A 241-nucleotide genomic window follows, 5' to 3' on the forward strand; every position below is an offset into this window, starting at 1 on the left:
GTCGTCGGTGGGCTGGCCGCGGGCGATCTCCACGAGCAGGTCCTTCATGTGCTGGATGCCCAGCACTTCCTCGCCATCGCTGTCGAACCACGGGTAGCGGCTGGAGCGGCTTTCGGCGAACTCGGCCATCACCCCGGCAAGATCCATGCCCTGGCGGAACACGCGCATGAGTTCGCGCGGGCGCATCAGGTCGCCGGCCACCAGTTCGGGCAGCTCCAGCGCGTGGCTCATCAGGGTCAGG

At 68.0% G+C, this 241-nt stretch carries 1 pseudogene; it reads right to left on the reverse strand.

Annotated features, from left to right (window positions below):
- Nucleotides 1-241: pseudogene (locus ACQG3P_RS22520) on the reverse strand (HlyC/CorC family transporter); the annotation flags it as partial.

The sequence above is a fragment of the Stenotrophomonas sp. SrG genome, assembly GCF_050031795.1.
Classification (GTDB): Bacteria; Pseudomonadota; Gammaproteobacteria; order Xanthomonadales; family Xanthomonadaceae; genus Stenotrophomonas; species Stenotrophomonas rhizophila_A.